This window comes from Micromonospora sp. NPDC005161 (assembly GCF_053599855.1).
Map to the genome: position 1 here is coordinate 21,061 of NZ_JBSFYQ010000028.1, position 26,839 is coordinate 47,899.

Consider the following 26,839-nt stretch of genomic DNA (forward strand, 5'->3'; position numbering starts at 1 on the left):
CCTCCGCAGCCGGCGCGGACGTCCGGCTCACTGCCGCACCGGCTCGGTCCGGACCGCGGTCAGCGCGGCCAACCCCGGAGCGACCCGCTCGGCGTCGCCGAGCACCACGACCGCCGCCCGGGCTGGCGCGAGGTGGTGGGCCGCCACCCGCGCGACGTCGTCGGTGGTCACCTTCGCGAGCCGGGACGCGTACTCGGCGAGGAAGTCCAGGCGCAGGCCGTTGCCGGCGTACGCGCTGGTCAACGCGGCCAGCCCGGCCTGGGTGGACATGCCGAGCTGGAGGGTGCCGAGGGCGTACTGGCGGGCCTGCTCCAGTTCCTCGGGCTTCGGCGGCAGCGACGCCAGCCGACCCAGCTCGTACGTCGTCTCCAGCAACGCCGGACCGGTGACCTCGGTGGCCACCTCGGCGCCGGCGACCAGTACCGACCCGGCCACCGAGTGCTCGATCACCGAGTGCGGGCCGTACGTGTAGCCCTTGTCCTCGCGGATGTTCTCCACCCACCGGGAGGAGAAGTAGCCGCCGAAGATCAGGTTGGCCAGTTGCAGCGGGGCGTGGTCGGGATCGGTGCGCGGCACGGCCGGCAGCGCGATCCGCACCGAGGACTGGACCGAGCCGGGCCGGTCGACGAGCAGTAGCGGCCCCGACTCCAGCGGCGGGGTGGCCGGCAGCTCGGCCGTGCGCCCCGCGCCGGCCCAGCCACCGAGGGCCCGCTCGGCCGCGTCCAGGGCCCTCTCCGGCTGCACGTCACCGACCAGCACCAACTGCGCGCCCGCCGGGTGTACCCGCTCCGTGTGCAGGGTGCGTAGCGCCGCCGGTCGGACGGCGCGGATCTGGCCCGGCTCCGGCGTCTGCGTCGCGTACGGGTGGCGGCCGTAGATCCGCTTCAGCAGCGCCTCCCGGGCCAGGTGCGCCGGCTGGCTCTGCGCCACCTGGATCCGGTCGACCAGCCGGTCCCGCTCGGTGGCCACCTCCCCGCTGGGGTAGCTGGCCCCGGTCAGCACCTCGGCCAGCAGCTCCAGCATCCGGTCCAGCCCGGTGACCAGGCCGGCGCCGGAGAGCATCAGCCGGTCCGGATCGACGCCCGCCGAGAGGCCCCCGCCCACCTTCTGCAACTCGGCGGCGATCTGCACGCTGGTCATCGATTCGGTGCCGGAGAGCATCGTCTGCGAGAGCATCGCGCCGCGGGCCAGCTGGGCCCGGCCAAAGGGAACCCAGAGCCGCAGCTCGACCAGGGGCACGGCGGGCCGGCGTACGGCGATCACGGTGAGGCCGTTGCGCAGCGTGCGTTCGGCCTGCTTGGGCACCTTGAGCTTGCGGGTGGGGCCGAGCGGGGGCAGCGTACGCGGCCCGGTGGGGACGGTGGTGGCGGAACTCATCGGGCACCTCCGGCGATGACCTCGACGGCGGCGCGGTGCTCCGGGCGCAGGGTGGCCGCGGCGGCGCGCACCTGCTCCTCGGTGACCTCGCCGACCAGCCGGGGCAGATCGTTGAGCAGACCCGGCTCGCCGCGTTGCTGTTCCAGGACGGCCATCCGCAGCGCCCGGCCGAGCACCGCGTCGGTGTCCCGCAGGAGGTGGGTCGCCATCCGGGCCTGGGTCCGGGCCAGTTCCCCCTCGGTCAGCCCGTCGGTGGCCAGCCGCTCCAGTTCCTCGTCCATGGTGCGCAGCACCTTGTCCACGTCACCACCGGGCGGCAGGTGCGCCTGGAGCAGCAGCGCGGTCGGGTCGCGCACGTCGAACGGGTCGCCCATGAAGCCGAGGTATCCGCCGAGGCTGGTCACCGTCCGGTCGCGCTGGACCAACCGCTCGACCAGTCGCGACGCGTCGCCGTCGGTGAGCACCTCGGCCAGCACCACGTACGGCAGGTAGGCGGCGAAGTCGGTGACCGGATCCGGCACCCGCCAGGCGCCGGCCACCGCCGGCAGCGGCGCCAGCGCGTCGGTGTACGAGGTACGCCGCTCGGCGGTCAGGTCGGGCTCGGTGAAGTAGGGTCGCCGCGGCGCCGGACGGGCCGGCACGTCGCCGAAGTGGCGGGTGACCAGCTCGGTCGCCTCGGCCACGTCGATGTCGCCGCTGACCGCCAGCACCGCGTTGCCGCTGGCGTAGTAGCGACGGAAGAAGTCCGCGGCGTCCGCGACGGTCGCCGACTCCAGGTCGTCGAAGGAGCCGTAGCCGTCGTGCGCGTTCGGGAAGGTGTCGAACATGACCGGCGGCAGCGTCAGCCACGGGAAGCCACCGTACGGCCGGTTGAGCACGTTGACCCGGATCTCCTCCTTGACCACGTCGACCTGGTTGTGCAGGTTCTCCTCGGTCAGTCGGGGGCCGCGCATCCGGTCCGCCTCCAGGAACAGCGCGCGTTCCAGCGCGTTGCTCGGCAGCGTCTCGAAGTAGTCGGTGTAGTCCAGGTGGGTGGAACCGTTGAAGGTGCCACCGGCGCCCTGCACGTGCCGGAAGTGGGCCAGCTTCTCCAGGTTCTCCGAGCCCTGGAACATCAGGTGCTCGAAGAGGTGGGCGAAGCCGGTGCGCCCCTCCGGCTCGGAGCGGATGCCCACGTCGTAGACCACTGCCACCCCGATCACCGGAGCACTGCGGTCGGGGGTGAGCACCACCCGCAGGCCGTTGTCGAGGGTGAACCGCTCGACCGGGTACTTCGTCGCTGGAATTCTGGATCTCCGCGCCGCCACGGGATCGACCCTAGCGCGTCGGCACCTCCACCACCGGCGACCTCCGCGGAGCCGCCTCCACCGGATCGGCCACCAGGGGCGGCGCCTTCCGGCCCGAGCTTCAGATGCCCTAGCAAATTGGTGGGAGATGCCGACATATCTGAGACGCGCTGTCCCGGCATGTGGATGAGTCTTGACGCTGCGTGTGACCTGCCCCAATCTTCCTACCAAGTAAGTAGGAATACTGCGGATTGGACGGACGATGAGACGTCTCCCCCTGCGCCGGATGGTCAGCCTGGCCACCCTCGCCGTGGTCGGCGCGGCGACCCTGGGCAGCACCGCCGCGTGCGGCGACGACAGCGAGGCCGCGGGCGGCGGCTCCGGCCCGGTGACGCTGCGCCTCGGCTACTTCCCCAACATCACCCACGCGCCGGCGGTCGTCGGCGTGGAGAAGGGCATCTTCGCCGAGAAGCTCGGCGCCAACGTGAAGCTGGACCCGAAGACGTTCAACGCCGGCCCGGCCGCCATCGAGGCCGTCTTCTCCGGTGCGCTGGACGCCACCTACATCGGTCCGAACCCGACCGTGAACGCGTTCTCCAAGTCCAAGGGTGAAGCCGTCCGGGTCGTCTCCGGCGCCGCCTCCGGTGGCGTGGCGCTGGTCGTCAAGCCCGGCATCAACGGCCCGCAGGACCTGAAGGGCAAGAAGGTCGCCACCCCGCAGCTGGGCAACACCCAGGACGTGGCGGTCCGCTACTGGCTCAAGCAGCAGGGGCTGACCACCACCAAGGAGGGCGGCGGCGACGTCAAGATCGTGCCGCAGGAGAACGCCCAGACGGTGGAGACGTTCAACAGCGGCGCGATCGACGCCGCCTGGGTGCCCGAGCCCTTCGTCTCCCGGCTGGTCAACGCCGGCGGCAAGGTGCTGGTCGACGAGCGCGACCTCTGGCCGGACAAGAAGTTCGTCATCACCAACCTGCTGGTCAGCACGAAGTTCCTCAAGGCACACCCGGACGTGGTGCAGAAGCTGGTCGACGGCCAGGTGGCCGCGAACGAGTTCGTCAACAGCAAGCCGGACGAGGCCCAGCAGGCCATCTCCGACGCCATCGGCAAGATCACCGGCAAGCCGCTGGACCTGAAGCTGATCAAGCAGGCGTGGACGACGTTGGAGTTCACCAACGACCCGATCCCCAGCTCCCTCAAGGCCGGGCTCGACCACGCCGTCGAGGTGAAGCTGACCGACCCGGTGGACCTCAAGGGCCTGTACGACCTGACGTACCTCAACAACGCGCTCAAGGCGCAGGGCAAGCCCGAGGTCATCCAGCCATGACGTCGACCACGACGGCGCCGGGGAGCGCGACCGCCGCGGTCGCGCTCTCCGACGTGACCAAGGTGTACGGACGCGGAGGGAACGCCGTACTGGCCCTGGACGGCGTGTCCCTGGACGTGGCGCCGGGCGAGTTCGTCTGCCTGGTCGGCGCCTCCGGCTGCGGCAAGAGCACCCTGCTCAACCTGGTCGCCGGGCTGGACCGGCCCAGCGGTGGGCGGATCGCCCTGGCCGGCGACGCCAGCCCCGGGCTGATGTTCCAGGAGCCGGCGCTCTTTCCCTGGCTGACCGTCGACGGCAACGTCGAGGTCCCGTTGAAGCTGCGCGGGCTGCCCCGGGCCGAGCGGCGCGCGCGGGTGGCGGAGCTGCTGCGCACCGTGCACCTGGCCGACTTCGGCCGCAAGCGCCCGCACGAGCTCTCCGGTGGGATGCGGCAGCGGGTCGCGCTGGCCCGCACGCTGGCCCTGGACACCCCGGTGCTGCTGATGGACGAGCCGTTCGGCGCGCTGGACGCGATGACCCGGGACATCCTGCACGACGAGCTGGAACGGATCTGGTCCGAGCGCAAACTCTCGGTGCTCTTCGTGACGCACAACGTCCGCGAGGCAGCCCGGCTGGCCGACCGGATCATCCTGCTCTCCAGCCGACCCGGTCGGATCATCTACTCCACCACTGTGGACATCCCGCGCCCACGGCGGATCGACTCCCCCGAGGTCGCCGCCATCGCCGCCGAGGTCACCGAGCGGCTCCGTACGGAGGTGGGCCGCCATGGCCAGTGACACCCTCACCAGCACGGCGCGCACCGACGCGCAGATCTCCGGCCTCGACGCGCTGGAGATCGCCGGCCGGGAGAAGGAGATCTCCCGGGGCACCCGGGTCTGGGCCGCCACCTGGCCCAAGCTGGCCGCGCTGGCCATCGTCATCGCGGCCTGGCAGTTGGTGGTCTGGTCGGGTTGGAAGCCGTCGTACTCGCTGCCGGGGCCGCTGGTCGTCGGCCGCGAACTGCTGACCCAGGCCCAGGGCCCACAGCTCTGGGAGGGCCTGCTCACCACGCTGCGCCGGGCCGCCGTCGGGTACATCTTCTCGGTCGCGGTCGGCCTGCTCCTGGGCCTGGCGGTGGCCCGGTCCACGGTGCTCCGGGCCGCCATCGGCTCGATGATCACCGCGTTGCAGACCATGCCGTCGATAGCCTGGTTTCCGCTGGCCATCCTGCTGTTCGAGCTGAGCGAGAAGGCGATCTTCTTCGTGGTGGTGCTCGGCGCGGCGCCGTCCATCGCCAACGGCGTGATCTCCGGCGTGGACTACGTGCCGCCGCTGCTCCTGCGCGCGGGCCGCAACCTGGGCGCCCGAGGGCTCAACCTCTACCGGTACGTGATCGCACCGGCCGCGCTGCCGGCGATCGTCGCCGGGCTCAAGCAGGGCTGGGCTTTCTCCTGGCGGAGCCTGATGGCCGGCGAGCTGATCGTAGTCGGCATCTCGCAGACCTCCCTCGGCGCCCAGCTCACCTACTCCCGCGAGCTGTCCGACGCGCCCTGGCTGCTCTCCACCATGATCGTCATCCTGGTGCTCGGCCTGGTCGTGGATGCCGCGTTCGGTGCGGCGGACAAGGCGATCCGGCGCCGCTGGGGTGTGCTGGACCAGGCTGGTCAGTGACGTGTACGTCTCCGCGCGCAGCGACTACGCCCTCCGGGCCATGCTCGCCGTCGCCGCCGCTGCCGCTGCCGCTGAAGGTAGCGGCGGTGGTGGTGGCGACGGTGGTGGTGGTGGTGGTGGTGGTGACCTGGTGAAGGCGGCCAGCCTGGCCGAGGTGCAGGAGATCCCGCTGAGTTTCCTCCAGGGCATCCTGCTGGACCTGCGCCGCGCCGGCCTGCTGCTCAGCCATCGCGGCACCGAGGGCGGGTACGCACTCGCCCGATCGCCCGACGAGATCAGCGTGGGGGACGTGCTGCGCGCCGCCGGCGGCTCGCTGACCACGGTACGCGGACTGCCGGCCGAGCGGGCCGGCTACCACGGGGTGGCGGCCGGGCTGACCGACGTCTGGCTGGCCGTGCACGGGGCGATCGCCACGGTGGTGGACAGCACGACCCTGGCCGACCTGCTCGCCCGCGACCCGACCGGCCGCGCCCCCGCCGCGTCGTGACCATCCGACACCGACGGGGTGCGTTCGCCAACAGGTTGCGGCGTGGTCGGGCCGGTGCCCCGCCGACCCGACCACGCCTCGTACCGATCCTGACCGGGCCTGCCCCTCCGCCGGCACCGGTCGGTCCGGCCGCTGCTCAGCTCACGTGTGCGACCGTCGGGCCGGAGCCCAGGTCGCCGGGGCTGTGCAGCTCCACCAGACCGGCGGGAGCGTTGCCCACCGGGGTGGCGTGCCAGGGCGCGAAGGCCGCAACCATGGCGAGCAACAGCCCGGCGAGCGCGACCGCGACCACCAGGATCAGTTCGCGCAGCGCCCCCGAGCCGGCTTCGCCCGCCATGGTCACCCCTTCCGTGCCGGGCCCCCGCCCGGCTCCCCCCGCTGGCCAGCTTCGACCAGATGCGGCCGGGGCGCAGTCGGCCAAACGACCAAGCCGAGGCTGATTACCGACTCAAAGGAACACCCGGGCAGCGCCAGAACCGGGCCAGCACCAGGGCCGGGCCAGCGCCAGAGGGCACCTGCTCTGCCACCTTTGCTCTGCTTCAACCCGCGCAACAGCCAGTGTCCGCTATCCGGACAGTGCCCGTTGCGTGGGTTGAAGCAGAGCAAAGGCAGTCACAGAGGGCCGGTTGCTCACCCCGGCACGGCCGCGCGTGCGCCTGCGGCCGCTGGTGCCGCAGACAGACCTGCCACAGACAGAACTGCCACAGACAGACCGACCCGCCCAGCCGAAGCGGAGCGGGTCGGTCGCGGTGCGGGAGATCAGACGGTACGGGGACGGCGCGGGCGGCGGGACCGCCCCGACGCGCGGTGCGCCGGGCGGGCGGCACCGTCGGCGACCGGGCCGCCGGATCCACCGGCGGTGCGACCCCGACCAGCGGGCGCCGGCGGGGCGGCGATGGTCACCGGCACGCCGGAGGGCTCGCGGGCACCGGTCACCCGGGCCAGCGCCTCGTCGCCCGGGCGGACCTGGACCGACTCGGGCCGGATGCCGGCGGTGGCCATCAGCCGGGACACGTCCCGGCGCTGCTCGGGCAGGACCAGGGTGACCACGGAGCCGGACTCACCGGCCCGGGCGGTCCGGCCGCCCCGGTGCAGGTAGTCCTTCGCCTCGGTCGGCGGGTCCACGTTGACCACCATGTCCAGGCCGTCGACGTGGATGCCCCGGGCCGCGACGTCCGTGGCGACCAGGGCGGTCACCTGGCCGTTGCGGAACTGCTCCAGAATCCTGGTGCGCTGCGGCTGGGACTTGCCGCCGTGCAGCGCGGCCGCGCGTACCCCCTTGGAGAGCAACTGGCGGGCGAGCCGGTCGGCGCGGTGCTTCGTACCCATGAACAGGATCGTGCGGCCCTCACGGGCGGCGATCCGGGTCAACGCGTCGGGCTTGTCCACCGCGTCGACGTGCAGCACGTGGTGGGTCATCGCGGTGACCGTCGCGGTGCCCGGGTCGACCGAGTGGGTCACCGGGTTGCTCAGGAAGCGGCGGACCAGCCGGTCCACGCCGCCGTCCAGGGTCGCGGAGAAGAGCATCCGCTGCCCCTGCGGCGCGACCTGCTCCAGCAGCTTGGTGACCTGTGGCAGGAAGCCCATGTCGGCCATCTGGTCGGCCTCGTCCAGCACGGTGATCTCGACCTGGTCGAGCCGGGCGTCGCCGCGGTTGATCAGGTCGTGCAGCCGACCGGGGGTGGCCACGACCACCTCGGCGCCGGCGCGCAGGGCGTCCGCCTGGCGCTGCAACGACAGCCCGCCGACGACGGTGGCGCAACGCAGCCCGACAGCGCGGGCGTACGGGGACAGCGCGGTGGTCACCTGCTGCGCCAACTCCCGGGTCGGCACCAGCACCAGGGCCAGCGGGCGACCCGGCCGGGCCTTGCGGCCGGCGGTGCGGGAGAGCAGCGGAAGCCCGAAGGCGAGGGTCTTGCCGGAGCCGGTGCGACCCCGGCCGAGCACGTCCCGACCGGCGAGCGAGTCGGGCAGCGTGGCCGACTGGATCGGGAACGGCTCGGTGATGCCCTGCGCGGTCAGCGCGGTGAGCAGCGCCGGCGCCAGACCGGTATGGGCGAACGAAGGAATAACAGAGGTCACGCAGAAGCCTTCCTCGACGCGGCACGTGTCGAGGGAGGGCGCCGAAGACGGCGCTGTCGCCAGCGGAAAAGGCCGCCAGGACTCACAAGCACGAACCGAAGGGGGTACGGGCCGGCCCGCCGCCGGGTCGCCGCCTGCGTACGCAGGTCGACGACGGGGCGGGCCGGTCCCGTCACCGCCGCACCCGGAGGGCGCGACAGGTAATGCTGGCCGATCCGAAGATCAGAGCGGGCGGATGTTCTCCGCCTGCGGGCCCTTCTGGCCCTGGGTCACCTCGAACTCGACCCGCTGGTTCTCGTCCAGGCTCCGGTAGCCGGAGGACTGGATCGCCGAGAAGTGGGCGAAGACGTCAGCGCCGCCGCCGTCCGGGGTGATGAAGCCGAAGCCCTTGTCAGCGTTGAACCACTTCACGGTGCCAATAGCCATGTGTTTCGTCTCCTTGACGGAACGTCGGACTCGCACTTGTTGCGAGCCCGAAGAGGAGCGCTCCGCGCGGGAATGCGCGAATCGCCTGTCGCTTCTGGTCGCCCCGCCCGGAGAACTCCGGACACAACAAAGAGCGCCTGGGGCCACAATCCCGCCAGGCGCACACAGAGTCTCTGGTAACCAAAACTGCAACCCGTTCAACCTACCACGGATTTTCGCGCCATGGTCAATGTTGGACGGAATCTTCTGGCAGCTTGGCGATCAGGGCCGTGAGCCCGGTCACCTCCAGCAGGTCCGCGGGGCGGACCGTCACCCCGTGCCGGACGTAGTGGAACGCCGCTCCCACCCGGTCGACCGGCACGCCGGCCAGCTCCGCCCAGGCCAGCCGGTAGACGGCCAACTGCACCGCAGCCACCTCCGCCGCCGCGCCGGTCGGTTGCGCGCCGGTCTTCCAGTCCACCACGTCGAACCGGCCGCCCGGCCGGGCGAAGACCGCGTCCATCCGCCCCCGCACCACGACCCCGGCGATCACCGTGGCGAACGGCACCTCCACCTCCACCGGCACCCGGTCGGCCCACTCGCTGGCCAGGAAGCGCTCCTGAAGCTCGACGAGCGCCTCGTCCGGCGCGGCGTCCGCGTCCGCCGCGCCGGGCAACTCGTCCACGTCGAGCAGCCGGTCGGCGCCGAACCGCTGTTCCAGCCAGGCGTGGAAGGCGGTGCCGCGGCGGGCGTACGGGTTGGGCTCGGTGGGCACCGGGCGGCGCAACGTGCGGGCCAGCGCCGCCGGATCACGTCGCAACGCGACCAACTGGGTGACGCTCAGCTGCCCGGGCAGGGCCACCTCGACCGCGCCGGAGAGCCGGGTCAACTCGGCCCGCTCGGCCAGCAACAGGTCCGCCTCGCGCTGCCAGCGCGCCACCTCCGGATCAACCTCCGGCTCGACCGGCCCACCGGCGACCGCCACGTCCGCCGAGCCGTCGGTCATCAGGCGGCGGACCAGCGCGGCCGCCTGCGCCAGTGCCGGCCGACGACCGCCCAGCGGGTCGGCCGGCCACTCCGCGCGGAGCACCACCTCGGCGGTCGGGTTGGTCGCGTCCGGGGTCGGCTCCGGCGCCCACGCGTCGACCAGGTGCCCCGGGCCGCCGTCCAGGCAGGCGTCGTACACCTCGCGCAGGAAGAGTGACGGGCCGCGCGGACGCTTGGTCCCCTCCCCCCACCAGTAACCGGAGCAGAGCAGCAGCCGGCGCGGCCGGGTCACGGCCACGTACGTCAGCCGCCGCTCCTCCCTCTCGTCGTGGGCGCGCCAGGCGTCGGTGAAGTCGGTCACCGCCCGGGCCACGGCCCGCTGGTCCGCCGCCTCGTCGAGCGCCAGCTCAGGCAACCCGTCGGCGTCACCGCGCAGCGGGAACGGCAGCACGCCCAGCCCACCCAGCCAGTGGTCGGAGTTGCGCACCGGCCCGGGCCACAGCCCTCGGCTCAGCCCGGCCACCGCCACCACGTCCCACTCCAGGCCCTTCGCGGCGTGCGCGGTCACCACCTGCACCGCGCCCTCCACCACCTCGACCTCGCCCGGGGCGAGACCGCGCTCCTCATCCTCGGCGGCTGCCAGGTAGGACAGGAAACCGGAGAGCGTCGCGCCGGGCGTCTCCCCGCTGAACCGGGCCGCCACGTCGCCGAGAGCGTCCAGGTGACCCCGGGCCAGGCCGGCGTCGCCCGCGCCGTCCCGGCCGGCCCGCACCGCGACCTCCACGTCCAGGCCGATGGTCCGCTCGATGTCCGCGATCAGGTCCGGAAGTGCCTGGTCCAGCCGGTACCGCAACAGCGCCAGCTCCCGGCCGTACGCGCGCAGCCGCGCGAAGCCCTCCGCCGAGTACGCCTGCGCCGGGCCGAGGTCGGCCAGCGCCTCCACCAGGGTCGCCTCGTCCAGCAGGTCGGGGGTGATCGCCGAGGTGTCGTCGGCGGCGACCTGTCGCCGGGCGTTGGCGATGGACCGGGCCCGCCGGTGCAGTGCCACCAGATCGCGCGGCCCGATCCGCCAGCGGGCGCCGGTGAGCAGCCGCAGCAGCGCCGCCCCGTCGGTCGGGTCGGCCAGCACCCGCAGCGTGCAGACCACGTCGCGTACCTCGGGGGTGTCCAGCAGGCCGCCCAGCCCGACCACCTCCACCGGAAGGCCCCGCTCGCGCAGCGCCGACTCGATCGCCGGGATCTGGCTGCGGACCCGGACCAGCACGGCCGTGGTCGGCCGCTGCGCCACCGGGATGTGCTCGGGCACCGCGCCGGGCATCCGCGCCGCGCCGCGCCAGGCGGCGAGCACGCTGTCGGCGATCCAGTTCGCCTCGTCGGCGTACGTCGGCAGCAGCGCGCAGTGCACCGTGCCGCCGGCCGCCCCACCCGGGCTGCGGTGCGGGATCGGGTCCCGGACGGTCTGCGCGGAGCGCAGCTCCGGCACCCGGGCGCCGGCCGCGCGCAGCGGGGTGGACAGCGCGTTCGCCACCCGGAGGATCTCCGGGCGGTTGCGCCAGCTGGTGGTGAGCCCGAGCGCCTCGGCCGGCCGGCCGTCGGCCCGGGCGAACTCGGTGGGGAACCGGTCCAGCGTGCCGGCGCTCGCCCCCCGCCAGCCGTAGATCGACTGGCACGGGTCACCTACCGCGGTCACCGGGTGCCCGCCGCCGAACAGCGCGTTGAGCAGCACCACCTGGGCGTGGCTGGTGTCCTGGTACTCGTCCAGCAGCACCACCCGGTAGCGGTCCCGCTCGATCTCGCCGACCCCCGGGTGGTCCCGGGCCACCCGTGCCGCGCGGGCGAGCTGGTCGGCGAAGTCCATCGCCTCGAAGTCCTCCTTGCGCCGGGCGTACGCCCGCACCAGCGGCAACAGACGCAGCCGGGTCTGCTGGAGGGCGAGCGCCTTGCGCACGTCGGCGTAGACCCGGCCCGGTCGGGACTGCACCTCGGCGAAGAACCGGCCGGTCCAGGCGGCCAGCTCATCCGGGGCGACCAGGTGTTCGTCCAGCTCCCCGGCGAGGGCCAGCACCGCGTCGGTGATGGTGCTCGGCATCCGGTCCACCTCGGACATGTCGCCGTCGTAGTTGCGCACCAGCAGGTCGACCAGCTGCCAGCGGGACGCCTCGGTGAGCAGCCGGGTGGACGGCTCGTAGCCGGCCCGCAGCCCGTGCTCGGTCACGATCCGCCCGGCGTACGAGTGGTACGTGGAGACGGTCGGCTCGCCGGCGAGTGGGTCGTCCAGCGGGTCCCGCCCCTGACGGCCGAGCCGGCGGATCAGCTGGTCGAGCCGCGTTCGTACCCGGTGGGCCAGCTCGCCGGCCGCCTTGCGGGTGAAGGTCAGCCCGAGGATCTGCTCCGGGCGCACGTACGAGTTGGCCACCAGCCAGACGACCCGCGCGGCCATCGTCTCGGTCTTGCCGGACCCGGCCCCGGCGACCACCAGCAGCGGCTCCACCGGGGCGGCGATGATCGCGGCCTGCTCCCGGGTCGGCGCCGGCAGCCGCAGCAGCTTGGCCAGCTCCACCGGGGTGTACCGGGGGCCGGCGTCGGCGAGTCGGGGCGCCGGCGCCGGACCGGTGCCGAACAGGGCGGGCTGGGTCACGGTGACGTCGTTCGTGACTGCGGGAATCGCACGCTCACTCCTCGCCCTCACGGCTGCTCCGGGTGGTCGGCGGCTCGACGACCTGGCGCCCCTGCCCGGAGACCGGGCAGCTGGTGCGCACCGGGCAGACCCGGCATTTCGAGTTCGCCACCGCGGCGAACGTGGCAGCGGCCATCGTATCGGCGGTCCGTCGGACCAGCGCGGTCGCCCAACCAGCCGCCGGTCCCTCGCCGACCGCCGGCTGGTTCTGCTCGCGGGCGTCCTTGGCGGAGGTGCCGAGCTGCACCAGCGCGGCGCCCCCGGACTCGTCGCCGAACTCGGGGAACGCCCCCGCCTCCACCGCCGCCTGGTAGGCGCCGAGCTGCGGATGCTCGGCCAGGTCGGTGCCGGTGACGGCGGTGGACTTACCGGTCTTCAGGTCGATCACCACCAGCCGCCCGTCCTCGTCGACCTCCAGCCGGTCGACCCGGCCGGCCAGGTCGACCGGCCGGTGCGGGTCGTCCAGGCGGACCGCGAACTCGTGCTCGATGGCGAGCAGCCGGCGCGGGTTGGTGGCCAGCCAGCGCAGCAGCTTGTCGACCATCGCCTCGGCGCGTTCCCGCTCCGGGCCGGCCATCCACCGGGCGGCCAACTCGATCGCGTCGAACCGGGCGGCCACGTAGTCGAGCAGGGCGCCCCGGTCGGCGCTGGCGTCCTCGGCGAGCATCGCGGCGGCGTGCACCAGGTTGCCCACGCCCTGAGCGGTGCTGGCCGGGCCGCTGCCGCCGTGCCGTTCCAGCAGCCAGCGCAGGCTGCACCGCAACGCGCTCTCCATCGCCGACGGGGTGACCCGCACCGGTTCGCCGTCATCGATCAGCGGCCGGTCGTCGGAGAGCGCGCGTAGACCCCACCAGTCGTCCGGATGCGCGCCGGGCACACCGGCGGCGGCGAGCCGGGCGAGCTCGGCCGCCGCGGCGCGCCGCCGGAACGTCGGTGCGGCCGGGTCGGTGATCGCGGTACGCAACTCGGCCACCAACGCCGGCAGGGTGAGCGCCCGCGGCGGTCGGGTGACCGGCAGCGCGCCGGGCCGGTCCGGCTCACCGTCCTCCGTCACTTCGCGGTCACCGGACACGGCGTGCGGGGAGCCGTTTCCGGTTGCGCCGTCGGTGACGCCAGCGCCGGCCGCGCCGTCGCCACTGGGCGCGGCCTGCGGCGGACCGCCGGCGGGATCGTTGGTCGGGCCGGTACGTGGACCGGGCGGAGTGGGTGGCCCGTTCGGCGGGGTGGGCGGCGCGGCCGGCGGCGCGGTGGGCCCCAGCTCGTGCAGGAACCGGCTCGGCTGCTCCTCGTGGTCGTCGCCGCCCACCGCGGCCGACGCCACCGCGGTGACCAGCAACCGGTGTCGGGCCCGGCTGACGGCGACGTGGAAGAGCCGGCGTTCCTCGTCCAGCAACGCCGAGGTCTGACCCACCACGTTCGCCGCGGTGGCGCCGCCGACGGACCGACCGGCCAGCACGTCGACCAGTCGCTCCGAGCCGAGCAGGCTGCCGCGCAGGCGCAGGTCCGGCCAGATGCCCTCCTGCACCCCGGCTACCGCGACCAGGTCCCACTCCAGACCCTTCGCGGCGTGCGCGGTGAGCAGCCGTACGGCCGCACCCCGGTCGGCGGTCGGGGCGATGGTGTCGGCCGGCAGGTCCTGACCGAGCACATGGTCGAGGAAGACCTCGGTGCGGGCGCCGGGAAGGCGGTCGGTGAAGCGGGCCGCCGCGTCGAAGAGCACCAGCACGGCGTCCAGGTCCCGGTCGGCCGCCTCGGCCCGCCGCCGCCGGGCGAGGTCCCCCTCACCGGCCTCCGGCCGCCCCTGGCCGATCGCTCCGGCCCAGCGTTCGGCGAGCCCGCTGGCGTGCCAGACGGCCCAGAGCACGTCCTCGGCGGTCGCGCCGGGCCGCGCGGCGGCGGCCCGGGCGGCGGCCAGCAGCCCGGCCACCGCCTGCGCCGGCTCCGCCCACCGCCGCTCGATGCCGGCCAACTCGGCCGGGTCACGCAACGCCTCGACGATCAGCTCCCCGGACGGGCGCCGGTCGCCGCCGGCCAGTGCCAGCGCGCGCAGGCCCTGCCGCAGCCGCCGCTCGGCCAACGGGTCCGCCCCGCCCAGCGGCGAGTGCAGCAGCGCGACGGCCGCCTCCTCGTCCAGGCTGTCCGGCTCCAGCGCGCAGCGCAGCAGGAGCAGCAGCGGGGCCACCGCCGGTTGCAGGTGCAGCGGCAGGTCCTCGCCGTGCACCACGGTCGGTACGCCGGCGGCGTGCAGCGCCCGTTGCAGGGTGGGCAGTTGCAGCGCGGTCGACCGCACCAGCACCGCCATCCGTGACCAGGGCACGCCGTCGAGCAGGTGCGCGGAGCGCAGCGCGTGAGCCAGCCAGGCGGCCTCGCTGGTCGCCGAGCGGAACGTGTGCACCTCGACCACGCCGGTCGGGGCATCCGGCAGCGGGTGCAGCCGGCGGTGCGCCGCCGGACCCCGCAGTCGGCGGCCCAGCCGGGCGATCGCGGCGAGCAGGCCCGCCCCGGCCCGGTAGGACGTGGTCAGCAGCGCCTGCGCGGCCGGCGCCCCCGAGGCGGTCCGGAACCGGTGCGGGAAGGTCGTCACGCCGGCCGGGTCGGCGCCACGGAAGGCGTACGTGGAGGAATCCGGGTCGGCGAAGGCGACCAGCGTCTTGCCGCCACCGGCGATCACCGACAACAGGTCGAGCTGGGCGGGGTCGGTGTCGGCCAGCTCGTCGACGTACACGTGGGCGAGCCGGCGGCGCTCGGCGGCCAGCAGCTCCTCGTCGTCGCGCAGCAACCCGGTGGCCGCACGGACCAGCTCGGCCGGGTCGTACGCGATCGACCCCCGGTTGCTGACGTCGCGCAGCGCGAGCACCGCCACGTACTCCCGCAGGAAGCGCGCGGCGGCCGGCCAGTCGGCGCGGCCGAGCTTCTCGCCGAGCCGGGCCAGGTCGGCCGGGCCGATGCCCCGCTCGGCGGCACGCATGAGCAGGTCGCGCAGCTGGCCGGCGAAGGCGCGGGTCCGCAGGGCCGGCCGTAGGTCCGTCGGCCAGCCGACCGGATCGTCCTCGGGCTCCTCGCCCACCACGTCCAGCAGCTCGCGGATGATCAGATCCTGCTCCGGGCCGGTGAGCAGCCGGGGCGACGGCTCGCCACGTTCGGCGGCGGCCCGGCGGAGCAACCCGAAGGCGTACGCCGGGAAGGTGCGCACCAGGGGCTCCCGCAGCACGCGGTGGCCGTCCTGCGCCACCCGGGCCTCGATGCGCTGGCGTAGTGCGGTGGCGCCTCGACGGCTGAAGGTCAACACCAGGATCCGTTCGGGATCGACCCCCTCGGTCACCCGGGCGGCGACCGCCTCGACCAGGGTGCTGGTCTTGCCGGTGCCCGGCCCGCCGAGCACCAGCATCGGCCCGTCGGTGTGCCCGACCACCTCCGCCTGCACCGGATCGACCCGCCGGCCGGCCCCGGGCCCGACCGCCCGCTCGTGCCCGACCGCCCCGACCCGGCCGGTCAGCGCAACCCCACCGGCGGGCACGGCGCCGCCCTCGGCCGCGCCGCTACCGGCGGGCACGGCGCCGCCGACAGGCACGTCCCCGTCCCCCCGCGCCGGCCCCTCGGGCCGCCGCACCAACCGGTACGCCTGCATCAGCTCATCCCATCACGCCCATACGACACCCCACCCCGCCCGGGCCCGCCCACCCTCTCACCCCACCCCACCAGCCCGTCGATCATGGAGTTGGCGGCGCGACACGCCGACGGCAGCGCCGCCAACTCCATGATCGGCGGGGTGGGAGCCCGGGGGCGGGGGTGTGGAGCCGGGGGTCAGGTTAGGTGGGATTCGAGGGCGTCCAGGGCGGTGGGGATGGTGGTGGCGACGGTTAGGAGGCTGAGGCCGGCTGGTTTGAGGAAGTGCTGGTCGGCCAGCGTGCCGAGCCAGTCCAGCAGCGGCCGGTAGAAGCCGTCGGTGTCGATCAGCACCATCGGCTTGGTGTGCAGGGTGAGGGTGGCGGTGGTCCAGACCTCGAACAGCTCGTCCAGGGTGCCCAGCCCGCCGGGCAGGGCGAGGAACGCGTCCGACTTGTCGATCATCACGTTCTTGCGGGTGGCCATCGAGTCGGTCACCAGCAGCTCGTCCGAGGCCAGGTCGGCGACCTCCAGGTCCACCAGCGCCTGCGGGATGACGCCCAGGGTGCGCCCTCCGGCGGCCCGGGCGCCGTCCGCCAGCGCGCCCATCATGCCGACGCAGCCGCCGCCGCTGACCAGCGTGTGCCCGCGCCGTGCCAGCTCCGCGCCGGTCTCGGCGGCCAGGTCCAACCAGCGCTGGTCGAGGGTACGGGAGGAGGCGCAGAAGACGCAGATCGCCGCCATCAGCTCTCCCGCGGCTGCTCGGCAGCCTGCTCGGCGGCGGCCTGCTGGTCAGCGGCGGTACGGGCGACGGCCTCGTCGCGGACCGCCTCCTGCTCGGCGGAGAGCGTCGCCTCGGCCTCGATGATGTGCCGGACCGCCGCGTTGACGTCGTCGGTGAGGCAGATCAGGTCCAGGTCGACGGGGCCGATCTTGCCGTCGGCGGCCATCGTGTCACGCATCCAGTCGAGCAGCCCCTGCCAGTAGGCGACCCCCATCAGCACCACCGGGAACCGGGTGACCTTGCCGGTCTGCACGAGGGTGAGCGCCTCGAACAGCTCGTCCATGGTCCCGAACCCGCCGGGCAGCACCACGAACGCCTGCGCGTACTTGACGAACATGGTCTTGCGGGCGAAGAAGTAGCGGAAGTCGATAGCCAGGTCGACCCATTCGTTGATGCCCTGCTCGAACGGGAGCTCGATGCCGAGCCCGACGGAGAGCCCGCCGGCCTCACTGGCCCCCCGGTTGGCGGCCTCCATCACCCCCGGCCCACCACCGGTGATCACCGCGTAGCCGGCCCGGGCCAGCGCGCCGCCCAACTGCTCGGCCAGGCGGCACTCGGCGGTGTCCGGGCCGCTGCGCGCGGAGCCGAAGACGCTGACCGCGGGCGGCAGGTCGGCGAGCGTGTCGAAGCCCTCAACGAACTCGGACAGGATGCGCAGCGCCCGCCAGGCGTCCCTGGTCTTCCAGTCACCCCGCCCGCGCGAGTCCAGCAGCCTCTGGTCCGCGGTGCTGCTCGGAATCGCTCCCCGGCGCAGCGTCACCGCGCCCCGATGCCGCTCCTGTCCGGGACCGCGGCTGGCCTCCCGCCCGTTGCTCTGGCTCATGGAGCAACCGTAGTGGTCCACCCGGCAGTTGCTGGGGCGGGTCGCGGACGCAGAGAAATAGTTCGAGATCTTGGGCAACTATTCGGCTCGCTCGTACGTCTTACTATTCACATACCGGGTATGCCCCGGCGCGCGCCTTCGGGGGAGGAGACAGCGTGATCAGCAACAGCGAGATGATCCGGATCCGTCGCCAGATGCAGCGACGGATCCGAGACGTGGTGGCCGAACGCCGCCGCACCCGCCAACTGGACGAACCCCTCTCCCCCACCCCATCCGGAGCTGATCAAGAGGTTTGCGTCGCCGACAACGGGCCCGGCTGACGCGAACCTCTTGATCACCGGAGCGGGCGGCCGGTGGGCGCCCGGCGCGGGGTCAGACCAGGGCCAGCCAGCGGTGCAGGGTCGCGGCCCCGTCGCGGATCTTGGTGATCTCGACGTGCTCGTCCGGATGGTGGGCCAGGTTGGGGTCCCCCGGGCCGAAATTCAGCGCTGGGATGCCCATGGCCGCGAACCGGGCCACGTCCGTCCAGCCCAGCTTGCCGATCGGCGCCGCGCCGACCGCCGCCAGGAACTCCTTCGCCGGGGCCGCCTCCAGCCCGGGCAGGGCGCCGGCCGCCGCGTCGGTCACGACCATGTCGAAGCCCGCGAAGACCTCCCGCAGGTGCGCCTCCGCCTCGGCGGGGGTGCGGTCCGGAGCGAACCGGTAGTTGACCTCGATCTCACACCGGTCCGGGACCACGTTGCCGGCGACCCCGCCGTGGATCCGCACCGCGTTCATGCCCTCGCGGTAGTCGCAGCCGTCGATGGTGACCCGGCGCGCCTCGTACGTCTGGAGCCGGCGGAGCACCTCGCCGGCGGCGTGGATGGCGTTGACCCCGTGCCAGGATCGCGCCGAGTGGGCCCGTACCCCCGTGGTGGTGACCATCGACCGCATGGTGCCCTGACAGCCCGCCTCGACGATGCCGTACGTCGGCTCCAGCAGGACGGCGAAGTCCGCCTCCAGCCACTCCGGGTACGCCTGCGCGACCAGGTTCAGCCCGTTGTACTGGGACTCGATCTCCTCGGCCTCGTAGAAGAAGTAGGTCACGTCGTAGCGCGGCTCGGGCAGGGTCACCGCGAGGTGCAGCGCGTACGCGACGCCGGACTTCATGTCCGAGGTGCCGCAGCCGTACATCAGGTCGCCGCGCATGGTCGACGGGAAGTTGTTGTTCAGCGGCACCGTGTCCAAATGTCCGGCCAGCACGACGCGCTGCGAGCGACCCAGGTCGGTGCGCGCCATCACCGTGTTGCCGTGCCGGTGGGTGGTCAGGTGCGGTACGCCCCGCAGCACCTCTTCGACGCAGTCGGCGATCGCCTTCTCGTCGAGGGACACGGACTCGATGTCGACCAGAGCGCGGGTCAGCGCCACCGGATCGGCGAGGACCTCGGGGGTCAGCGGGTTCTCCATGGTTCGCACGGTACCTTCAGGCTTGTCAGCGCGAGGAGTGAGCTTGCGAGCCCCGCCGTCGTGAGCAGAGGCCGGTCCGGCCGCGACCGAGAGGTGCAACAGTGACGTCCGCAGATTCCGCCTGGGGCATCGGCCTGGCCACCGTCACGGCCGACGAGCAGGTGCTCGACACCTGGTACCCGACCGGCAAGCTGGGCCTGGGTGAGCTGCCGCTGGTCGCCGGTGAGGACGAGACGGACGTGCTCGACCTGCCGCCGGCCGCGCTCGGCGACCGGCCGCTGCCCGGTCTGCGTACCGTCCAGGTGGTCACCGTGGTCGGCTCGCTGGACGACCCGATCAAGGACGCCCCGGACGCGTACCTCCGGCTGCACCTCCTCTCCCACCGCCTGGTCCGGCCCAACCAGCTCAACCTGGACGGCATCTTCGGCAAGCTGGCCAACGTGGCGTGGACCTCCGCCGGGCCGTGCCCGCCGGAGCGGGTGGACGAGCTGCGGGTGATCGAGCGGGCCGCCGGCCGCCACCTGGCGGTGTACGGGGTGGACAAGTTCCCCCGGATGACCGACTACGTGGTCCCCGCCGGTGTGCGGATCGCCGACGCGGACCGGGTCCGCCTCGGCGCCCACCTGGCCGCCGGCACCACGGTGATGCACGAGGGCTTCGTCAACTTCAACGCCGGCACCGTGGGCACGTCGATGGTGGAGGGTCGGATCGTGCAGGGCGTGCTGATCGGCGACGGCTCCGACATCGGCGGCGGCGCTTCGATCATGGGCACCCTGTCCGGCGGCGGCACGGAGAAGGTGAGCATCGGTGAGCGGAGCCTGATCGGCGCGAACGCCGGCGTCGGCATCTCGCTCGGCGACGACTGTGTGGTGGAGGCGGGCTGCTACATCACCGCAGCCTCGAAGATCAGCCTGCCGGACGGCCGGGTGGTCAAGGCCCGTGAGCTGTCCGGGGTCGACGGCCTGCTGTTCTGGCGCAACTCGGTGACCGGCGCGCTGGAGGCCCGGCCGCGCACCGGCCGGGGCATCGAGCTGAACGCCGCCCTGCACGCCAACGACTGACGGCCCCCGCCGGGTCCGCGGCGCTCGGCCGCGGACCCCACGGGGTACGCCTCAGCGCAGCCGGTACGCCTGGATGATCCGTTCGGTCACCGTGTTGCCGGCGGCGTCCCGGCCGGTGGCCCGCAGGGACGCGTAGCCGGGCCCGGCGGGGTGCCGGACGGTGGCCGTCCAGCCGTGCCCGCCGTGCCGGACCTGGGCGGGTTGCCAGCTCCGGCCGCCGTCGTACGAGACGTCGACGGTCAACCCGGTCACCCGCGACCCGGTGGCGCCGGGCTGCCGCTGCACCTGCACCTGCACCTGCACCTGCACCTGCACCTGCACCTGCACCTGCACCGGGATGATCAGGGTCCGGCCGGCCGGATGTCGGTACGCCCGGGGCCGGGACGTACGGCGGCGGACCCGGACGCGGTGACGGTGACCCGGTCCCCGGAGAGCAGGGTGACGGTGGTGGTCGAGGACGCGGCGTCGGTCGACGTGCGCCCGACGACGTCCGGGGTGGCGGCGGTGGTCGGCGGGGCTACCACGGCGACTGCCGGACTGCCCAGCACGAGGGCGACCACGGCTGCCGCGGCCATTCTGCTACTTCGATGCAACGGATCCTCCTTGATGGAGCGTCGTTACGAACAGAGACGCATTGACCACCGTCAGAGTTGCATACCGCGTATGCATAAAGAAGTCGAGAAAATGACGGACCAACCAACCCTTACCCGGTCGGAACGGCATCATCGACGGGTGACCTCCATGAAGGACCGGATGCTCGCCGGAGAGCCCTACCTCGCGGACGATCCCGAGATCATCGCTGACCGGGACCAGGCCGCCCGCCGGATGGAACGCTTCAACAGCAGCTCCGCCACGAACGAGGAGGCTCGCCTCGCGGCGCTGCGCGAGCTCCTCGGCGAGCTGGGCGAGGGCGCCTGGATCCGTCCACCGTTCTACTGCGACTACGGCTGGCAGGTCCGGATCGGGCCGCGGAGCTTCGTCAACTACCACGCGGTCTTCCTCGACGTCGCCCCGATCACCCTCGGCGCGGACGTCCAGGTCGGACCGAACGTGCAGCTGCTCACTCCGACGCACCCGGTGGAACCCGAGCCGAGACGCGACAAGTGGGAGGCGGCGAAGGCGATCACCATCGGCGACAACGTCTGGCTCGGCGGCGGCGCGATCGTGCTGGCCGGGGTGACGATCGGGGCGAACACCGTCGTCGGCGCCGGCGCGGTGGTGACTCGGGACCTGCCCGCCAACGTGGTCGCGGTCGGCAACCCGGCCCGGCCGATCCGCCAACTCAACTGATCGGCGCAGCGCCGGCACGGCGCTCCGGTCAGGGCGAGGGCGGCTCGGGCAGGCGCACCACCAGGTCGGCGCCGTCAGCGGTGCCAGTGACCAGGGAGGCGTTGGACTCGTCGCTGCCCAGCGCCCACGCCCGCGCCTGCTCCAGCGACCGCCCGAACGCCTCGTGCCGGGCGACCAGCCGGCGCTGCCGCACCTCGGCGTCCAGATCGAGGAACCAGGCCTCGTGCAGCAGCGACCGGATCTCCTGCCATGGGAAGTCCGGCAGCAGCAGGTAGTTGCCCTCGGTCACCACCAGCCGGACCGAGGGCGGCACCTCGATGGCCCCGGCCACCGGCTCCTCCAGGGCCCGGCGGAACTCCGGCACGTAGACCGAGGTCGGCTCCAGCCGGTGCAACCGGCGCAGCAGCGAGACATACCCGTTGGCGTCGAAGGTGTCCACCGCGCCCTTGCGATCGGCGCGGCCCAGCCGGACCAGCTGTGACTGCGCCAGGTGGAAGCCGTCCATCGGCACCAGCCGTGCGGTCGGACCGACCCCGGCGACGATCTGCTCGGCCAACGTGGACTTCCCGGCGCCCGGCGCCCCGGCGATGCCGAGCAGTTGCCGCGGACCGACCTCAGCCAGCACGCGCGCCCGCGCCACCAGCTCGTCGACGGAGAGCACCCGGGCCGGCGGCATCAGCCCAGAACCGGGTCGCTGATGGTGAACCGCGCCCGCACGGTCGCCTGCACGGTCTGTGGCTGCGGGTCCAGCTCCAGCTCCGGCCCGCCGCCGCCCCCGTCGTACGCCGCGCGGGCGAACATCGGCCGATCGCCCGGGCCGGCGTCGGCCAGCTCGATCAGCGAGGTGACCCGGGCGCCCAGCGCCTCGGCGTACTCCCGGGCACGCAGCAGCGCGTCGGTGATCGCGGCGTGCCGCGCCTCGCGGTGGGCGGGGCTGTCCGGGCGCAGCTCCCACCATGGACCGGCCACCTCGACCTGGTCCTGGTCGGCCAGCCGGAGCATCAGCTCACCCAGGGCGGTAAAGTCGGTGACGGTGACCGTGGTGGTGACACTCCCGTGCCAGGCCACCACCCGCTCGCCCGAACGCCGGGTCTCCGGCCGGACCCGCAGGTCGCCGGTCTCCCGCCGGACCACGACCGGCTCGGAGCTGTCCAGCAGAACCCGGACGGCGGCGGCCCGCTCAGCGAGCCGGGTCAGCGTGGCCTCCCGGTCCCGGTCCCGGGCCGTCGCGGTGACCGAGAACCGGGCCAGCTCGGGCGGCACCTCCCGGTACGCCTCGCCGCGCACCTGCACCACCGGGCCATCCACCGCCATACCTCTGAGCCTAGTCAGCCGAGGGAAGCCACGCGGTGTAGGAGACCGTTGTCGCTCCAACCCGGCACCCGGTCAGGTGCCCGCCCGCCTCGCCCAGCCCCCACAGCCAGGTCACCTCCGCGGAATGGTCGCCGTCGGCCGGGAACTCCCGGTCCCGCCCGGCGTACCGGGGGTCGAGCAGCGCCGACCGGGCCGCGGCGGCCTCCGCGTACCGAGCGGTGAGCGCCGCGGCGTCACCGGCCCGCAGCGCCGCCGCCAGCCCGTCCAGGAATTCGCTCACCTCGGCCAACTCGTGCAGCACCCGGGCCCGGTTGCCGAGCAGCATGTTCGCGGTCCGCTCCGCCGGGGTGCCGGCGACCCGGGTGCCGTCCCGGAAGCTGCCGGCGGCGAGCGCCAGCACCGCGTCGCGCAGCGGCGCCCGCTGCACCGCCCCGGCCAACGCCCCGGCCAGCAGGTGCGGCACGTGCGAGGCGAGCGCGGCCGCCGAGTCGTGCGCCGGCGCGGACATCGGCACCACCCGGGCACCGAACAGCTCCACGAGCAGCCCGGTCAGCCAGCGGAAGGCGTGCGTCGCCGCGCCCGGCGCCGGGCAGAGCACCCAGGCGGCGCCGGCCAACAGCGTCGTGGAGGCGGCGGTCAGGCCGGCGGACTCCGCGCCGGCCATGGGGTGCCCGGGCACGAACCGGTCGGTGAGCCCGAGCCGCTCGGCCGCCTCGGCCACGTCGACCTTGGTGCTGCCGACGTCGGTCAGCACACAGCCCGGCGCGGTCGCGGCGGAGACCTGGGCCAGCGTCCCGGGCAGGGTGGGCAGCGGGCCGCTAAGGAAGACCACGTCCCGGCCGGCCACGGCCTGCTCGACCGTGTCCGGCGCGACCAGCCCCGCGGCCCGGGCCCGGTCGCGGGTCGCCGGGTCGGGATCCCAACCGGCCACGTCCAGGCCGGCGTCGGCCAGGCGCAGCAGCACCGAGCCGCCGATCAGGCCGGTGCCGACCACCGCCGCCCGCACGCCGGCGTACCGCCCGGTCGCCTCGCCGGTCATCACCGGGACCCGGGGTCAGGCCCGCAGCCGGCCGGCGACCGCGGCGACGTGCTCGTCGGACTCGGTCAGCGCCACCCGGACGTGCTGCCCGGCGGTGGGGCCGTAGAAGACGCCGGCCGCGACCAGGATGCCGCGCCGGGCCAGCCAGTCGACCGTCTGCCAGCAGTCCTCACCACGGGTGAGCCAGAGGTAGAGGCCGGCCTCCGAGTGCTCGACCGTGAAGCCGGCGCCGGTGAACGCGGCGGTCAGCACCTCACGTCGGGCGCGGTAGCGCTCCCGCTGCTCGTCGGCGTGCCGCTGGTCCTGCAGAGCGGCCACCATGGCCGCCTGCACGGGAGCGGGCACGATCATGCCGGCGTGCTTGCGGACCTTCAGCAGCTCGGCGACGAGCGCCGGGTCGCCGGCCACGAATCCGGCCCGGTAGCCGGCGAGATTGGACCGCTTGGAGAGCGAGTGCACGGCGAGCACCCCGGCGTAGCTGCCGCCGCAGACCTGCGGAGACAGCACCGAGACCGGTTCGGCCGACCAGCCGAGCGGCAGGTAGCACTCGTCGCTGGCCACCACCGCGCCGCGTTCCCGGGCCCAGTCGACCACCTTGCGCAGGTGCGCCGCGGGCAGCACCCGACCGGTCGGGTTACCGGGCGAGTTGACCCAGACCAGCCGGACCCGGGAGGTCGGCCCGACCGCGGTGAGCGAGTCGGCGCGGACCACGGTGGCCCCGGCCAGCCGGACCCCGGCCTCGTACGTCGGGTACGCGATCGACGGCACCACCACCACGTCACCGGGACCGATGCCGAGCAGGGTGGGCAGCCAGGCGACCAGCTCCTTGGAGCCGATGGTCGGCAGCACGCCGAGACCATCGACCCCGGCGCCACAGGCCCGGGCGACCCACGCCGCGATCGCGTCCCGCAGCGCCGGGGTGCCGGCGGTCAACGGGTAGCCGGGAGCGTCGGACGCGTCGGCCAGCGCCCGCCGGATCACCTCGGGCACCGGGTCGACCGGCGTGCCCATGGAGAGGTTGATCAGGCCCTCTGGGTGCGCCGCGGCCAGGGTGGCCGCGGCGGCCAGGGTATCCCAGGTGTACTCGGGCAGCCGCGACGAGACCGGCGCGGGGCTGTTCAGTGGCCCTCGCCGCGCGGCGGCTGCGCGGCGACGAACGTGGCGTCCTTCTCCACCTTGCCGATCTTCGAGGCGCCCCCGGGCGAGCCCAGGTCCTCGAAGAACTCGTAGTTGGCGCCGGTGTAGTCCTTCCACTGCTCGGGGACGTCGTCCTCGTAGAAGATCGCCTCCACCGGGCAGACGGGCTCACAGGCACCACAGTCGACGCACTCGTCGGGGTGGATGTAGAGCATCCGGTTGCCCTCGTAAATGCAGTCGACCGGGCACTCCTCGATACATGCCTTGTCGAGCACATCCACGCACGGCTCGGCGATGATGTAGGTCACCGGTCTTCTCCTCCGCAAGACACGCCGCGATCTCCCGCGACGGTTAGAGCCTAGTATCTCGCCGGGGAGGGGGTCGATCGTGCTCCGACAGCAGGATGTGGGACACCGGATCGTGGTCCGCCGGATTGTGGGGATTCGCGAAGGCCGGCCGCTCTTCTCGGACGCCCTCGGCGAGCTGGTGGAGCTGAGCGAGACTCATCTCACGCTGGCCACCGCGCAGGGTCAGCTGCGGGTCCCGGTGGCGCAGGTGCACCGGGCCAAGCGGGTGCCGCCGACCCGCCGACCGACCGCCGCCGCGGTAGTGGCCCTCGAACGGGCCGCCGACGAGGCCTGGCCGGCACCGACGCGGGGGCGGCTCGGCGACTGGCTGCTCCGGGCCGCCGACGGCTGGACCGGACGGGCCAACTCCGCGCTGCCGATCGGCGACCCGGACCGGCCGCTGCCGGCGGCGGTGGACGCGGTCGAGCGCTGGTACGCCGAGCAGGGCCGACCGGCGCTGATCAACACCCCGCTGCCGCTCGCCGCGCCGGTCGGTGCCGAGCTGGACACCCGCGGCTGGGGCAGCCGCCCGCCCACGCTGGTGCAGACCGCGCCGCTCCCCCTGGTCGACCCCGGGGCCGGATCAGCGGTCGTCAGAGCCGGCGTCGAGCCGGTCGCCGGGGCAGCCGCCGGAGCCGACGTCGAGCTGATGGCCGCGCCGTCCACGGCGTGGCTGGCGATCGCCGCCGGGCGCAAGGGTGGCCTACCGGACGCCGCCCGGCACGTGCTCACCGCCGTGGACCAGGTCCGCTTCGCCCACGTGTACGCGGACGGCACGCTGGTGGCGATCGGCCGGGGCACGGTGACCGGGCAGGGCCGCTGGCTCGGGTTGAGCCTGATCGAGGTGCTGCCGGAGGCGCGCCGTCAGGGGCTGGCGCGGACGGTGATCGCGGCGCTGGCCGACTGGGGCGGCTCGGCCGGGGCCACGCACGCCTTCCTCCAGGTGGAGCAGCACAACACCGCCGCGGTGGCGCTCTATCGGCGGCTCGGTTTCACGACCCACCACACCTACCTGACCCGGGTCGCTCCGCACTGAGCCGGCACCCACCCCGGACGTGATCAACTCGGGTTCCCGGAAGTCGGGCCGTCCGCTTCGGCCGGACCCCCCGACTTCCGCGAAGTCGAGTCGATCACCGCCGCCGCCGGACGAAGAGCACCCACCCCGGACCGCCTGCCCGGACGGGTCAGCGGCGGACGACCCGGCGCGGCTTGGCGGCCTTGACCTCGGCATACCGCTTGAGCTGCTGGGAGCGGTAGTCCCGCCCGAGCGCGGTGAGGACCAGGTAGCCGACCACCACTCCGGCGCCGGCGGCCAGCAGGTAGAGCCAGATCTGGGCGAAGAACGTCGCCGCACCGCCAGCGAACGGGTTGTGAGCGATCAGCAGGGGCCCGACCAGCACGGTCAGCGCCAGCGCCGCCAGCACCACGAGGGCCATGTCGGCCGCCCAGTCGGCCAGCGGCCGGCGGCGAGCCCACCGGAAGGCGACCACGGCCAGGATCAGCCCGATCACCGCGAACATCGCCAGCGACACCCGGTCGGCGGCGGTGTCGTCACCGTCGAAGCCGAACCGGATGATCAGCCGGGCCACCACGTTGACCGCGAACAGCGCTCCCGAGAGCACTCCGACGTCACGCCACCGTCCGTCCACCGCACGACCTCCTGCCGTACGCCCCGTCGAGGGGCACGCATCTCTGGCAGAGATATCTACCACCC

26 protein-coding genes are annotated in these 26,839 nt (G+C 73.6%); 8 read left to right on the plus strand and 18 right to left on the minus strand.

Features of this window, described 5'->3' with window-relative positions:
• Window positions 1-27 precede the first annotated feature (27 nt).
• Window positions 28-1,377, minus strand: a complete 1,350-nt coding sequence (locus ACWD5O_RS24335; RefSeq protein ID WP_450086648.1) for a M16 family metallopeptidase — start codon at window positions 1,375-1,377, stop codon at window positions 28-30.
• Complete coding sequence (locus ACWD5O_RS24340; RefSeq protein WP_450086649.1) at window positions 1,374-2,684, minus strand: M16 family metallopeptidase; 1,311 nt, start codon at window positions 2,682-2,684, stop codon at window positions 1,374-1,376. The genes ACWD5O_RS24335 and ACWD5O_RS24340 overlap by 4 nt, the downstream gene beginning before the upstream one ends.
• A gap of 241 nt (window positions 2,685-2,925) precedes the next feature.
• On the opposite strand from ACWD5O_RS24340, the gene ACWD5O_RS24345 reads away from it, so the two are divergent.
• The 4 genes from ACWD5O_RS24345 to ACWD5O_RS24360 are packed head-to-tail and all read left to right on the plus strand — an operon-like array spanning window position 2,926 to window position 6,127.
• Complete coding sequence (locus tag ACWD5O_RS24345; RefSeq protein ID WP_450086650.1) at window positions 2,926-3,990, plus strand: ABC transporter substrate-binding protein; 1,065 nt, start codon at window positions 2,926-2,928, stop codon at window positions 3,988-3,990.
• Window positions 3,987-4,766, plus strand: a complete 780-nt coding sequence (locus tag ACWD5O_RS24350) for an ABC transporter ATP-binding protein (protein ID WP_450086651.1) — start codon at window positions 3,987-3,989, stop codon at window positions 4,764-4,766. The genes ACWD5O_RS24345 and ACWD5O_RS24350 overlap by 4 nt, the downstream gene beginning before the upstream one ends.
• Window positions 4,756-5,640, plus strand: a complete 885-nt coding sequence (locus tag ACWD5O_RS24355) for an ABC transporter permease (RefSeq protein WP_450086652.1) — start codon at window positions 4,756-4,758, stop codon at window positions 5,638-5,640. Before ACWD5O_RS24350 ends, ACWD5O_RS24355 begins: the two co-directional genes overlap by 11 nt.
• A 1-nt stretch (window position 5,641) precedes the next feature.
• A complete protein-coding gene (locus tag ACWD5O_RS24360) occupies window positions 5,642-6,127 on the plus strand; it encodes an RrF2 family transcriptional regulator (protein ID WP_450086653.1) in 486 nt (161 codons plus the stop codon).
• 136 nt (window positions 6,128-6,263) lie between these two features.
• On the opposite strand, the gene ACWD5O_RS24365 is transcribed toward ACWD5O_RS24360, so the two are convergent.
• From ACWD5O_RS24365 to ACWD5O_RS24395, 7 genes are all read right to left on the minus strand, one after another.
• On the minus strand, window positions 6,264-6,464 hold the full coding sequence (locus ACWD5O_RS24365; RefSeq protein WP_354963713.1) for a hypothetical protein: 201 nt from the start codon (window positions 6,462-6,464) through the stop codon (window positions 6,264-6,266).
• 422 nt (window positions 6,465-6,886) lie between these two features.
• On the minus strand, window positions 6,887-8,209 hold the full coding sequence (locus tag ACWD5O_RS24370; RefSeq protein ID WP_354963712.1) for a DEAD/DEAH box helicase: 1,323 nt from the start codon (window positions 8,207-8,209) through the stop codon (window positions 6,887-6,889).
• Between the two features lie 222 nt (window positions 8,210-8,431).
• A complete protein-coding gene (gene cspE / locus ACWD5O_RS24375) occupies window positions 8,432-8,635 on the minus strand; it encodes a transcription antiterminator/RNA stability regulator CspE (RefSeq protein ID WP_007464836.1) in 204 nt (67 codons plus the stop codon).
• Window positions 8,636-8,861: 226 nt separating this feature from the next.
• Window positions 8,862-12,239: an ATP-dependent helicase gene (locus ACWD5O_RS24380; protein ID WP_387327694.1), complete on the minus strand. Its 3,378-nt coding sequence runs from the start codon at window positions 12,237-12,239 to the stop codon at window positions 8,862-8,864.
• 34 nt (window positions 12,240-12,273) lie between these two features.
• Window positions 12,274-15,906 carry an ATP-dependent helicase gene (locus tag ACWD5O_RS24385; protein WP_450086654.1) on the minus strand — a complete coding sequence of 1,211 codons (3,633 nt, stop codon included), beginning with the start codon at window positions 15,904-15,906 and terminating at the stop codon, window positions 12,274-12,276.
• 176 nt (window positions 15,907-16,082) lie between these two features.
• Window positions 16,083-16,628, minus strand: a complete 546-nt coding sequence (locus tag ACWD5O_RS24390) for an LOG family protein (RefSeq protein WP_354963709.1) — start codon at window positions 16,626-16,628, stop codon at window positions 16,083-16,085.
• Window positions 16,628-17,491: an LOG family protein gene (locus ACWD5O_RS24395; RefSeq protein WP_354963708.1), complete on the minus strand. Its 864-nt coding sequence runs from the start codon at window positions 17,489-17,491 to the stop codon at window positions 16,628-16,630. Before ACWD5O_RS24395 ends, ACWD5O_RS24390 begins: the two co-directional genes overlap by 1 nt.
• Before the next feature lie 155 nt (window positions 17,492-17,646).
• Between ACWD5O_RS24395 and ACWD5O_RS24400 the strand changes: the two genes are divergently transcribed.
• On the plus strand, window positions 17,647-17,811 hold the full coding sequence (locus ACWD5O_RS24400) for a hypothetical protein (RefSeq protein WP_354963707.1): 165 nt from the start codon (window positions 17,647-17,649) through the stop codon (window positions 17,809-17,811).
• A 52-nt stretch (window positions 17,812-17,863) separates the two neighbouring features.
• Here ACWD5O_RS24400 and dapE read toward each other — a convergent pair whose 3' ends face one another.
• Window positions 17,864-18,937 (minus strand): succinyl-diaminopimelate desuccinylase, encoded by a 1,074-nt coding sequence (gene dapE / locus ACWD5O_RS24405; RefSeq protein ID WP_354963706.1) that lies wholly within the window; start codon window positions 18,935-18,937, stop codon window positions 17,864-17,866.
• Window positions 18,938-19,038: 101 nt separating this feature from the next.
• On the opposite strand from dapE, the gene dapD reads away from it, so the two are divergent.
• On the plus strand, window positions 19,039-19,998 hold the full coding sequence (dapD, locus tag ACWD5O_RS24410; RefSeq protein WP_354963705.1) for a 2,3,4,5-tetrahydropyridine-2,6-dicarboxylate N-succinyltransferase: 960 nt from the start codon (window positions 19,039-19,041) through the stop codon (window positions 19,996-19,998).
• Between the two features lie 51 nt (window positions 19,999-20,049).
• Here the strand turns inward: dapD and ACWD5O_RS24415 are convergent, their stop codons facing one another.
• Complete coding sequence (locus ACWD5O_RS24415) at window positions 20,050-20,331, minus strand: hypothetical protein (RefSeq protein WP_387327702.1); 282 nt, start codon at window positions 20,329-20,331, stop codon at window positions 20,050-20,052.
• 8 nt (window positions 20,332-20,339) lie between these two features.
• Window positions 20,340-20,573, minus strand: coding sequence for a hypothetical protein (locus ACWD5O_RS24420; RefSeq protein ID WP_450086655.1), 234 nt, complete (start codon window positions 20,571-20,573; stop codon window positions 20,340-20,342).
• Window positions 20,574-20,730: 157 nt separating this feature from the next.
• On the opposite strand from ACWD5O_RS24420, the gene ACWD5O_RS24425 reads away from it, so the two are divergent.
• Window positions 20,731-21,288, plus strand: a complete 558-nt coding sequence (locus tag ACWD5O_RS24425; RefSeq protein ID WP_354963702.1) for a sugar O-acetyltransferase — start codon at window positions 20,731-20,733, stop codon at window positions 21,286-21,288.
• 28 nt (window positions 21,289-21,316) lie between these two features.
• Here ACWD5O_RS24425 and ACWD5O_RS24430 read toward each other — a convergent pair whose 3' ends face one another.
• Genes ACWD5O_RS24430 through fdxA form a run of 5 tightly spaced genes read right to left on the minus strand, consistent with a single transcriptional unit; the run spans window position 21,317 to window position 25,086 of the window.
• Window positions 21,317-21,964, minus strand: a complete 648-nt coding sequence (locus ACWD5O_RS24430; RefSeq protein ID WP_450086656.1) for a nucleoside/nucleotide kinase family protein — start codon at window positions 21,962-21,964, stop codon at window positions 21,317-21,319.
• The gene (locus ACWD5O_RS24435; RefSeq protein WP_450086657.1) at window positions 21,964-22,602 is read right to left on the minus strand and encodes an SIMPL domain-containing protein; all 639 of its coding nucleotides are present in this window, start codon (window positions 22,600-22,602) and stop codon (window positions 21,964-21,966) included. The genes ACWD5O_RS24430 and ACWD5O_RS24435 overlap by 1 nt, the downstream gene beginning before the upstream one ends.
• 10 nt (window positions 22,603-22,612) lie before the next feature.
• A complete protein-coding gene (locus ACWD5O_RS24440) occupies window positions 22,613-23,641 on the minus strand; it encodes a prephenate dehydrogenase (RefSeq protein WP_354963699.1) in 1,029 nt (342 codons plus the stop codon).
• Window positions 23,642-23,656: 15 nt separating this feature from the next.
• Window positions 23,657-24,763 carry a succinyldiaminopimelate transaminase gene (gene dapC, locus ACWD5O_RS24445; protein WP_354964002.1) on the minus strand — a complete coding sequence of 369 codons (1,107 nt, stop codon included), beginning with the start codon at window positions 24,761-24,763 and terminating at the stop codon, window positions 23,657-23,659.
• The gene (gene fdxA, locus ACWD5O_RS24450) at window positions 24,760-25,086 is read right to left on the minus strand and encodes a ferredoxin (protein WP_007464872.1); all 327 of its coding nucleotides are present in this window, start codon (window positions 25,084-25,086) and stop codon (window positions 24,760-24,762) included. The genes dapC and fdxA overlap by 4 nt, the downstream gene beginning before the upstream one ends.
• A 79-nt stretch (window positions 25,087-25,165) precedes the next feature.
• Between fdxA and ACWD5O_RS24455 the strand changes: the two genes are divergently transcribed.
• The gene (locus tag ACWD5O_RS24455) at window positions 25,166-26,161 is read left to right on the plus strand and encodes a GNAT family N-acetyltransferase (protein WP_450086658.1); all 996 of its coding nucleotides are present in this window, start codon (window positions 25,166-25,168) and stop codon (window positions 26,159-26,161) included.
• Between the two features lie 148 nt (window positions 26,162-26,309).
• On the opposite strand, the gene ACWD5O_RS24460 is transcribed toward ACWD5O_RS24455, so the two are convergent.
• Window positions 26,310-26,774 (minus strand): hypothetical protein, encoded by a 465-nt coding sequence (locus ACWD5O_RS24460; RefSeq protein ID WP_450086659.1) that lies wholly within the window; start codon window positions 26,772-26,774, stop codon window positions 26,310-26,312.
• Window positions 26,775-26,839: the final 65 nt, after the last annotated feature.